The sequence below is a fragment of the Paraclostridium sp. MRS3W1 genome (assembly GCF_032465715.1).
GTDB classification, from domain to species: Bacteria; Bacillota; Clostridia; order Peptostreptococcales; family Peptostreptococcaceae; genus Paraclostridium; species Paraclostridium dentum.
Genome location: NZ_JAWDJM010000127.1, coordinates 1 through 8,918 on the forward strand (window position 1 = coordinate 1; position 8,918 = coordinate 8,918).

Annotated in this window: 15 protein-coding genes; 7 read left to right on the forward strand and 8 right to left on the reverse strand. The window is 26.0% G+C overall.

From position 1 onward, the window contains the following. Nucleotides 1-276 precede the first annotated feature (276 nt). Both RWY47_RS10265 and RWY47_RS10270 read right to left on the reverse strand, forming a co-directional pair. Nucleotides 277-840: a flavodoxin family protein gene (locus RWY47_RS10265; protein ID WP_224170958.1), complete on the reverse strand. Its 564-nt coding sequence runs from the start codon at nt 838-840 to the stop codon at nt 277-279. A 20-nt stretch (nt 841-860) separates the two neighbouring features. Further along, complete coding sequence (locus RWY47_RS10270; RefSeq protein ID WP_021430930.1) at nt 861-1,286, reverse strand: MarR family winged helix-turn-helix transcriptional regulator; 426 nt, start codon at nt 1,284-1,286, stop codon at nt 861-863. A gap of 196 nt (nt 1,287-1,482) precedes the next feature. On the opposite strand from RWY47_RS10270, the gene RWY47_RS10275 reads away from it, so the two are divergent. Beyond that, nucleotides 1,483-2,076: a DJ-1/PfpI family protein gene (locus tag RWY47_RS10275; protein ID WP_226883347.1), complete on the forward strand. Its 594-nt coding sequence runs from the start codon at nt 1,483-1,485 to the stop codon at nt 2,074-2,076. Nucleotides 2,077-2,112: 36 nt separating this feature from the next. After that, entirely contained in the window at nt 2,113-2,550 is a 438-nt protein-coding gene (locus RWY47_RS10280) for a GNAT family N-acetyltransferase (protein WP_224170957.1), read from the forward strand. 96 nt (nt 2,551-2,646) lie between these two features. Here RWY47_RS10280 and RWY47_RS10285 read toward each other — a convergent pair whose 3' ends face one another. From RWY47_RS10285 to RWY47_RS10310, 6 genes are all read right to left on the reverse strand, one after another. Next, the gene (locus RWY47_RS10285; RefSeq protein ID WP_224170956.1) at nt 2,647-2,970 is read right to left on the reverse strand and encodes a DUF3784 domain-containing protein; all 324 of its coding nucleotides are present in this window, start codon (nt 2,968-2,970) and stop codon (nt 2,647-2,649) included. 143 nt (nt 2,971-3,113) lie between these two features. Then, nucleotides 3,114-3,884, reverse strand: coding sequence for a CPBP family intramembrane glutamic endopeptidase (locus RWY47_RS10290; RefSeq protein WP_224170955.1), 771 nt, complete (start codon nt 3,882-3,884; stop codon nt 3,114-3,116). A gap of 267 nt (nt 3,885-4,151) precedes the next feature. Next, nucleotides 4,152-4,451 (reverse strand): hypothetical protein, encoded by a 300-nt coding sequence (locus RWY47_RS10295; RefSeq protein WP_224170954.1) that lies wholly within the window; start codon nt 4,449-4,451, stop codon nt 4,152-4,154. Between the two features lie 204 nt (nt 4,452-4,655). Beyond that, the gene (locus RWY47_RS10300; protein WP_077066052.1) at nt 4,656-4,811 is read right to left on the reverse strand and encodes a YvrJ family protein; all 156 of its coding nucleotides are present in this window, start codon (nt 4,809-4,811) and stop codon (nt 4,656-4,658) included. 76 nt (nt 4,812-4,887) lie between these two features. After that, a complete protein-coding gene (locus tag RWY47_RS10305; RefSeq protein WP_035118993.1) occupies nt 4,888-5,121 on the reverse strand; it encodes a DUF2922 domain-containing protein in 234 nt (77 codons plus the stop codon). A gap of 53 nt (nt 5,122-5,174) precedes the next feature. After that, nucleotides 5,175-5,423, reverse strand: a complete 249-nt coding sequence (locus RWY47_RS10310; RefSeq protein WP_224171234.1) for a DUF1659 domain-containing protein — start codon at nt 5,421-5,423, stop codon at nt 5,175-5,177. Between the two features lie 628 nt (nt 5,424-6,051). Here RWY47_RS10310 and RWY47_RS10315 point away from each other — a divergent pair. The 5 genes from RWY47_RS10315 (at nt 6,052) to RWY47_RS10335 (ending at nt 8,698) form a co-directional block, all read left to right on the forward strand. Continuing rightward, the gene (locus RWY47_RS10315; protein ID WP_224171233.1) at nt 6,052-6,555 is read left to right on the forward strand and encodes a GNAT family N-acetyltransferase; all 504 of its coding nucleotides are present in this window, start codon (nt 6,052-6,054) and stop codon (nt 6,553-6,555) included. Between the two features lie 36 nt (nt 6,556-6,591). Further along, entirely contained in the window at nt 6,592-7,215 is a 624-nt protein-coding gene (gene catA, locus RWY47_RS10320) for a type A chloramphenicol O-acetyltransferase (RefSeq protein ID WP_224171232.1), read from the forward strand. Between the two features lie 230 nt (nt 7,216-7,445). Beyond that, nucleotides 7,446-7,760 carry a DUF6442 family protein gene (locus tag RWY47_RS10325; protein WP_150887169.1) on the forward strand — a complete coding sequence of 105 codons (315 nt, stop codon included), beginning with the start codon at nt 7,446-7,448 and terminating at the stop codon, nt 7,758-7,760. 6 nt (nt 7,761-7,766) lie between these two features. Beyond that, nucleotides 7,767-7,976, forward strand: coding sequence for a helix-turn-helix transcriptional regulator (locus tag RWY47_RS10330; protein WP_150887168.1), 210 nt, complete (start codon nt 7,767-7,769; stop codon nt 7,974-7,976). Between the two features lie 203 nt (nt 7,977-8,179). Next, nucleotides 8,180-8,698 (forward strand): NUDIX hydrolase, encoded by a 519-nt coding sequence (locus RWY47_RS10335; RefSeq protein WP_224171231.1) that lies wholly within the window; start codon nt 8,180-8,182, stop codon nt 8,696-8,698. The last annotated feature ends 220 nt before the right edge of the window (nt 8,699-8,918 follow it).

Genomic DNA, 8,918 nt, shown 5'->3' on the forward strand with positions numbered 1-8,918 from the left:
AATTAAAATGGTTAAACAAATTATAAAACAAATAAAATTAGTATTTGTTTTATAATTTGTTTAACCATTTGTTTTTATATTTGTAATTTTAATGAAAACACACCCTAAATATCATTGAAATTTCAACAAAATCAAACTACTAACATTATAATTTAAGTCTATCTTTTATATTTAAAATCAATTTAGGTGTCAATAAATATGTAACTAATCCTACTATAATTATTAACTCAATAGATATATTTTAAAAGTAAATAAAATACGTTATAGCAAAAAAAACTATAAAGAAATTTTAACCCCAAGATTGTAAGCTTTCTTTAGAATTTTAGAATTATGTTTAGTTGAATCTTTTTCAAATGCTTTGGTAGCTATTATAGTCTTGTAGTGATTTAACCCCATTCCCTTTAAATGTTTTGCAGTATATCTAAAATACTTTTTAAATAAAAATGAAAATGGAGCTGCTTGAGTATAAACCATTATTAACTTCTTTTCACCAAATCTCGGAGTGTGATTAGCCTTATTTATTTCTGTTAGAGGATAAAGTCTATCTAAAAGTAACTTAGTTTGAGCTGATACTTGACATATATATACTGGAGAACCAATGATAACATATTCAGCACTTTTTATATCCTCATATACTTCTACCATATCATCTTTAAGAGCACAATTAGGAGTTTTTCTGCAATATAAGCACCCTTGACATCCTTTGATATTCATATCATTTAGATAATACTTTTTTACCTCAGCTCCATTATCATTTACGCCTCTTATTATTTCATCAAGTATTGTATCTACATTACCTTTTTTTCTTGGACTCCCCATAAATGCTACTATCTTTGTCATTTCATCTTCTCCTATTTAACTTATTTTTCTAGATTAAAATATATTTTTTCTAAATAATTTTCAAACCTTTTTATATCTTCTTCCTCAAATCCATCATAAAACTTGGCATTCATTTTAGTTATTACATCATTGAATATATCAATACTTTCATCTGCTTTTTTAGTATTAGAAATTAAAGTAATTCGCTTATCTTTTTCAGATGATCTCTTTAATATATAACCTTTATCTTCTAAACGATCTAACATGCTTGTTAAAGTTGATTTGCTAAGCGAAAGTTCTTTACATAAATCATTTATAGAAAGTTCGTTATATCTACTAATTACAAATAAAATTTTACCTTGAGCATGGTTAATATCTAAATTTTTATGCTCTTTCATTAATTTATTAAAAATCCTTCCAGATAAGAAATTCACTTTATTTATTAAAAAACCGCCTTTATTATTCAATTTAAAACCTCCATGTGTAAATTATAATCATAAATAGTACTATATAGTACTATTTATGATTAATCAATATAAAATTTTAATGTTTAAATTGATATTCAGATATTTAAATTATAATGTTATTTACTTTTAGTAGAATATTCTAACTCAAAACATTAAGATTAAAATATGCATATTAAAAATATAGGAGGTAATCGGTATGGAAGTAAATGTTTTGCTTTTTGATAAGTTCGAAACTTTAGATGCTTTTGGACCAGTAGAAATACTATCTCAAGTAAAAGATTTCAAGATAAATTATATCTCAAAAGATGGTGCAGTTGTACATAGTTACCAAGGGTTTAAAGTTATTACAGAAGACATTAAATCTATAGATAAAAATGGAATACTTGTTATTCCTGGAGGAATTGGAGTAAGGGATTTAGTTAATGATACAGATTTTTTAAATATGTTAAAACATTTAGCTGAAGAATCTCGTTTTTGCCTATCTATATGTACAGGCTCTGCGCTACTAGCAAAATGTGGAGTTCTTAATAACATAAAAGCAACATCTAATAAAAAAGCCCTTGAATGGGTTAAACAAACAAATGAAAATGTAATTTGGATAGATAAAGCTAGATGGGTAGTGGATGGTAAATTTTATACCTCTTCAGGGGTATCTGCTGGAATGGATATGGCTTTAGGCTTTGTATCGGATCAGTTTGGAAAAGATAAAGCATATGAAATTTCTGAGTTTATTGAATATATATGGAACGAAGATAAATCAAAAGATATTTTTTATAATTTGGGAAATTAATATATCTAAAAGGCTCTATTAAAGGGGATGATAACTATGTATAAAATAGTTGATATAAGTGGTAGTTTAAGTAATGATTCAAATCTAGAAATTCTTAAAGAAAGTGTATTTGAACCCACAAAGGAAAAGTTGATAAAAAGAGCAGATTGCTATGAAAACACAAACGGAATAGTTTCATATGGATATACTTATGACGATGTTATTTTAGGCTTAATAGTTTTAGATACTAAAAATAAAGATGAAATTGTAATACTTGATATAGCTGTGAAAAAAGATACTCAAAAGCGTGGAATAGGCAAAGCTCTATTGAATTATGTAATTTGTGAACTTAAGCCTAAGATTTTAATTGCTGAAACAGACGATGATGCAGTTGGATTCTATAAAAAAAGTCAATTTGAAATAGTTAATTTAGGAGAAAAGTATTTAAATAATACTAGATATGAGTGTAAATACTTTAATAAAAAAAACATTTGAAAATGCACTTAAACATATATAAAGACCGTATATTCCAAAATAGATTATACGGTCTTTACCTTTATTCTAATGTAATATAGATCATTGATACAGATTTTAAGCCTTGTTACATTTATAATTATCAAAATTGAAAGTAACAACAGTTTTTGCAACATATATAACCCAAATAGTAAAGGCTATCCATAATATTGGTTTAGCAATAAATATATATCCTATTGCCCCAATCAGCAGTATTAATCCATATTTAAAAAGTATAATTCCGTAATCTTTGCTTAATTTAAATTCATCATATAAATCTCTTTGATTTTTAGAAATAAAATAATATCCTTGTATCAAAATTGATGCCCTATCCTTAAAAATAAAAAATATACTAGATAAAAAAAATAGTGCAAAAGACATCGCTAGTGCTGCATTTCCCAAATCAATTCACCCCCTTAGTTTAAGGATGTATATATTCTTATAAAATTTCAACTAGTTTTAAAAAACTTATTAAAAAAAGCCCTTAGAATCCATTTTTTTGGATTATAAGAGCATTTACTTTATATAAAAAACTTTACTTTTAATTAACTTAAATTTGATACATTGTTAGTATAAGTTTTGTAATCTGATAAAATTTTAAAAGTTGAAAAAATAAAAACTATGACTCCTATTATTACTATTAAGTAATTAATAGAATTCTGCTTAAAAAGTAAACTCGGAAGTATTACTGAACCAAAAAGGTTAAAAACAATATGTAAAAGTATACTTCCTACAATTGAATCACAATATAAATATATTAAAGAAAGTAGTATTCCCCCTATGAATGTATACATACCTTGTAATACATTCCCATGTGAAATTCCAAATATTAAAGATTGCAGGATAATCGAAGTTGTTAGACTATAGTTTTTTTTAAAAAAATTAAATATAATTCCTCTGAACATTATTTCTTCGCATACAGGAATTAATAATACAGTGCAAATTATATTTATTATTAAATTACTCTGAGAAAGTATCTTACTGTTTACTTCTCCATAACTTGGGAAAAATTTATCTGAGTAAAATATACATGTTAAGAGTATTACACTAAATCCAAATCCAAATAAAATTATAAAAAATGATTTTTTAACACTTACAGTCTTAACCTTTTGAGTACTTAGCAAATCCTTAAAATGCTTGGGAAAATAATAAAGTAGCGCAAAAGTAATTAAATATGAAAATACTATTAACACAAGAGTGTAGTCTTGTGGTTTTTTCAAAAAAATGCATGGAACTAGTATAGCAATTACCATACTAAAAAGATTAAGCATAGTTAACCGAATAAGAAAACCTAATGTCTTTTTTAACCTTTTCATATGTAAATTTCTCCTAATAAAATTAAATATGTTTACTATTTTTAGATCATAACTATTATATAGGTGCAAATTTAAAAACTAATTATAGTCGATAATATAATAGAACTATTAAATTTAAATAAATTTAAAAATAATAATGTTATAAATAACATTGTTGTAGATTTATTATAATTAAAATTCATCATTATTCCCACCTTATTTAAAACAATTGCATTTGAACATCTATCAACTAATCTTTAAAAACTTATTTCAAAGTTTTATTAATTTTTATTTTGGTATAGGAGAACATTTATCGACAAGTACCTTAAATGTAAATCCTAATATAAACATAACTAAAGCAACTATTAACATACTTACAAATTGATTTAAAATAGTAGCTATTCCAATTACGACAACAAATGAAATACACTCTAGTCTTAAACGTTTATCATAAGCATTATATTTTTCAGTTGATATTCCAGTATTTTCAAGTCGTTCTAGTTTAACAAGTCTATGATATCTATTAGAAGTTAAATATATAAAAACTAAAACTAAAATGTCAACCACTATATTAAAAATATCAAACATATTGTTTCACCTCCCTGTTTAAATATATATTACTAAATTAATTTATCTTATTTTTCTATTTAAACATACTATTGTAAGTAAAGCTATTATATGGATTAACATTGAGTTATTTAGGAATAAAATATAAAATTTTTCTATTTATCTTAAAAATTCCAATAAAAAATAGTACCTTTTGAATTGAAGTCAATTCAACAGATACTATTTTTATTTTCTATTATTCAATTCATATATATTGCTACTTAATGAATTTATACTAGTACTCAAATTTTCAAGTTTACCTTCTATTCTAATTAACAAGTACATTGTAACGATAGCAGGGAAACCTAAATTTGACACTAGAGCCATTAAATCTAGTTCCATCGAGTTATTCCTCCAATTAAACTTTAAAATTGATTAGAACGCCCCTCAGAAGTTCAAAGAGACGTTCCATGTGTTACTATATAACTAAGTCATATCCAGTAGTTGCAGTTTGAACTACTTTTGCTTCTAAAGCTGTTTCAAGTTCTTCTCCGAATCTAGGTGCAAATACATTTTTAGCAACTATTTGGTCCATAGCATCCTTTATTTCTGCTTCAGTTATATCTTCTTTAGGATCTGATACAAATAAGCTTACTTTTCTTCCAAGAGTTGTAGAGAAAACCATTAATAATCTAGTTTCTATATTTCTCATTTTTTAATCCCCTTTCTTATTTTTTTAGCAACGGATAAAATCCGAAGCACATTTTAATTTTCTGGTGTTAATTCTGTGTTGTCTATTTTTACTACAGATAGTACGTCATGCTTTTGTAGTCCATTTAATATCTCAGCTACATTGTAAACATCAACTACCTTTGCATCGTGTTTAACGTTTGAAAAACTTCTAGTTTTAACTATTGTTCTTCCATTTTCACCTAAACCACAATCATATTTGATTCTTAAAGCTGACATTTGAGCAACTTCTGAAGCGTTTGGAGCTAATTTCATATCTGGCATTTTCATTCCTCCTTTTAAAAAGTTAATTTAACTTAAGTGTAATTTAGCCAAATGATTAAGTCCCAAAAGATATTTGAGAATTATATAGGCAAAAAAATTTTTCTGAAAAAAGTTTTTGAGTGCATTTATGTTTTATAATTTATAATCATAAATAAAACAATGAATTAAGGAGACATCTAATGAGTAAATATACTGACCAACAAATAGAGGATACTTTAAAAATTATAAAATCTACAATTATTAACTGCGAAAAAATACAACCTAAATTCAAATAAGGTTCGCCACAACTATCCCTTTCTCGAAATCGTATAAAAGCTTTATCTATTTCACAGTCTTTAATTACAAATCAAAATAATGATTATACACAAGATGAACTTTTAAAAGCAGTAACTCAAATAACATCTATTATCAATAAAAGCAAAAAAGCTATGATTAATGCCAAAGAAGGAACAGGAACATATACTCGTCTTAAAAAAATAATTGATGCAATGACAATTTCATTATCATATATTCAAGATGCGATCAAATAGAGGTATCAAAGAAAAGGGATTTGAAAGTGCTTATGTAATTAATAATTATCGTAGTTAATTTTTAATTACATAAGTCTACATAGTTAGGGGGATTTGTTTTGGATATATTAATTAGAAATATGATTGACTCAGATTCGTTAGAGTTTTATAAAGCTTTTAAATCTCAGGGATGGAACAAGCCTGTTTCATTATTTGATCAGTACTATAGTGAACAACAATCTGGAAAACGTAAAGTTTTTGTTGCTGCTTGTGATAATCAAGTATTAGGGTATGCAACCCTTCTTCAAAATGCTGAAAATGGTCCCTTCTCAAATAAAAATATTCCAATCATTTATGATTTCAATGTACTTGAAAAATATCAACGTAACGGAGTTGGAACAGCCATACTTGATTATATGGAAAATCAAGTTAAAGAGTATTCTAATGAAATATGCTTAGGTGTTGGACTCCATTATGGATATGGTTCTGCTCAAAGATTGTACGTAAAGAGAGGGTATATTCCTGATGGAAGTGGTGTTTGGTACAATGATAAAGTTTTAGAACAATATTGTGATTGTAAAAATGATGATGGTCTAAACCTGTATTTATCTAAGAAGTTATAATAAACACAAATATAGATTCGAAAGGAAAATTTATTAATGAGCTTTAAAAGCATAAATAAAGAAACTTGGAATAGAAAAGAGTATTTTGAACATTACTTTTCTGAAGTTCCCTGTACATACAGCATGACTGTTAAATTAGATATTACAAAAATTAAAAATTCAAATAAGAAAATATATCCAACAATGTTATATTTCATTACAAAAGTAGTTAATAACCATAGTGAGTTTAGAACTGCTTTTAATATGAATGGAGAGTTAGGTATTTTTGATGAAATGATTCCTTGTTATACAGTATTTAATCAAGATACCGAAATCTTTACTAATATTTGGACAGAGTACTCTGATGATTATGATGCCTTTTGTAAGTCATATGAAAAAGATATAGAACTCTTCAGTTCAGTAAAAGGCATGATAGCAAAACCGAATATACCTCCAAATCACTTTCCAGTGTCGATGATCCCATGGACAACATTTGAGGGGTTCAATTTAAATTTACAAAAAGGATATAATTATTTATTGCCTATTTTTACAATGGGAAAATATTCTGAAGTAAATGGACAATATCTGATGCCATTAGCAATACAGGTTCATCATGCAGTATGCGATGGTTTCCATGTATGCCGTTTTGTAAATGAATTACAAAAGTTAATAGAAGAATAAGTTGAATTTAATATGTTTTAAAATATTAAATTTGCATAACAAACAGTAGCTGAAATTAAAATTATATTTTCATGTACTGTTTTTTTATAAATAAGTTTAATTAAAATACTTTTTATTACAAAGCTTTTACATACTCTTATATAAAAACTATTGACAATAAAACTTGGCATTAAGTATAATTTAATTACCAAGTAAACTTGGCATAAAATAAAGTCAAAAGAGGGGATATAGTGAATAATAAAGAAGAAATATTAAAAAGAAGCCGTAACTCAAAACGAGATGAGGGCATGGAGTTTGTTGAGAATAAAGGTCGCACAATAGGTTTTAGGGCTCTTTGTGTTATATTTATTTTCATAGTATTATTTAATTTATTTATGGGTAAAAGAAGTGATGAAGTATCTGCATTATTTTGGGCTTACTTAGCATTTGAATCTATCCCTAAGTACAAATTCACACATGAAAAAGCATATCTTGTAACAACAATATTTGGTATAATTGCTTCTCTTGCATCATTATTGAATTTTATTTTAACATCATTGAGGTAGAAAAATATGAATGAAGAACTAGTATTAAAAAATAATTTAAAACAAGAACGTGCTAATAAAAAATTATCTCAAAGTCAACTTGCAGAAATGGTGGGAGTTTCCCGCAATACTATTAGCTCTATTGAAACTGGACAATTCAATCCTACTGCAAAACTAGCATTGATTCTTTGCATAGCACTTGATAAAAAGTTTGAGGAATTGTTTTATTTTGAGTAAATCTATAGATAAGTGATATAAAAAGCTGTACATGAAATTAAAATTACATGTACAGCTTTTTAATTTAAATTAAGTTAAATTAATCAAAGAAAAGGAGTTTGAAAATACATATATAATTTAAATATAAATGCCCATAAAAGATTTTTTGGACATTCTTTAAAACATATTTAGGTACAATTGTATCTATTCTAAGAGGTGAACATATGGAAATCTGGGATTTGTATGATAAAGACAGGATTAAAACTGGCGAAACAATGGTAAGGGGTAGTCAATTTAAAGAAAACACTTATCATCTAGTAGTTCATGTATGTATTTTTAATTTAGAAGGCAAAATGCTAATTCAACAAAGGCAGCCATTTAAAGATGGTTGGCCAAACATGTGGGACATTACTGTTGGAGGTAGTGCTGTATCAGGGGATACAAGCCAATTGGCAGCAGAGCGTGAAGTTTATGAGGAGATTGGATATAAGTTATCTTTAGATGGAATAAGGCCATCTCTTACAATAAACTTTGATAAAGGATTTGATGATATATATTTAATTCAAAAAGATGTAGATATCTCAAAATTAAGACTTCAATATGAGGAAGTTCAATCAGTCAAATGGGCCTCAAAAGAAGAAATATTATCTATGATTGATGAAGAAATTTTCATACCTTATCATAAAAGTCTAATAGATTTACTATTCTTTATGAGAACTAGCAAAAACTCACATACTAGATAAGTTAAATTCTATATATAGATATATAATTTTGAGCTAATAATTATTCAGTTAAACATGTTTAGAAAAATAAATTTAAGTCCATTATTTAATAAAACTATAAAAGATCTTAGAGATTTTTAAATTAAATAATTAAGATTATAAGAAAGTTTATGAATTAAAGTTAATTTTTTAGGTATTAATATTAAAAAAAGGGTGATTATATGGTAGTTAAAAATATAAG

Coding starts and splice junctions, on each gene's coding strand:
- RWY47_RS10280 (WP_224170957.1), top strand. CDS start 2,113: ATGTATAAAATAGTTGATATAAGTGGTAGTTTAAGTAATGATTCAAAT.
- RWY47_RS10335 (WP_224171231.1), top strand. CDS start 8,180: ATGGAAATCTGGGATTTGTATGATAAAGACAGGATTAAAACTGGCGAA.
- RWY47_RS10300 (WP_077066052.1), bottom strand. CDS start 4,811: ATGGAACTAGATTTAATGGCTCTAGTGTCAAATTTAGGTTTCCCTGCT.
- RWY47_RS10310 (WP_224171234.1), bottom strand. CDS start 5,423: ATGCCAGATATGAAATTAGCTCCAAACGCTTCAGAAGTTGCTCAAATG.
- catA (WP_224171232.1), top strand. CDS start 6,592: ATGAGCTTTAAAAGCATAAATAAAGAAACTTGGAATAGAAAAGAGTAT.
- RWY47_RS10265 (WP_224170958.1), bottom strand. CDS start 840: ATGACAAAGATAGTAGCATTTATGGGGAGTCCAAGAAAAAAAGGTAAT.
- RWY47_RS10275 (WP_226883347.1), top strand. CDS start 1,483: ATGGAAGTAAATGTTTTGCTTTTTGATAAGTTCGAAACTTTAGATGCT.
- RWY47_RS10330 (WP_150887168.1), top strand. CDS start 7,767: ATGAATGAAGAACTAGTATTAAAAAATAATTTAAAACAAGAACGTGCT.
- RWY47_RS10295 (WP_224170954.1), bottom strand. CDS start 4,451: ATGTTTGATATTTTTAATATAGTGGTTGACATTTTAGTTTTAGTTTTT.
- RWY47_RS10305 (WP_035118993.1), bottom strand. CDS start 5,121: ATGAGAAATATAGAAACTAGATTATTAATGGTTTTCTCTACAACTCTT.
- RWY47_RS10290 (WP_224170955.1), bottom strand. CDS start 3,884: ATGAAAAGGTTAAAAAAGACATTAGGTTTTCTTATTCGGTTAACTATG.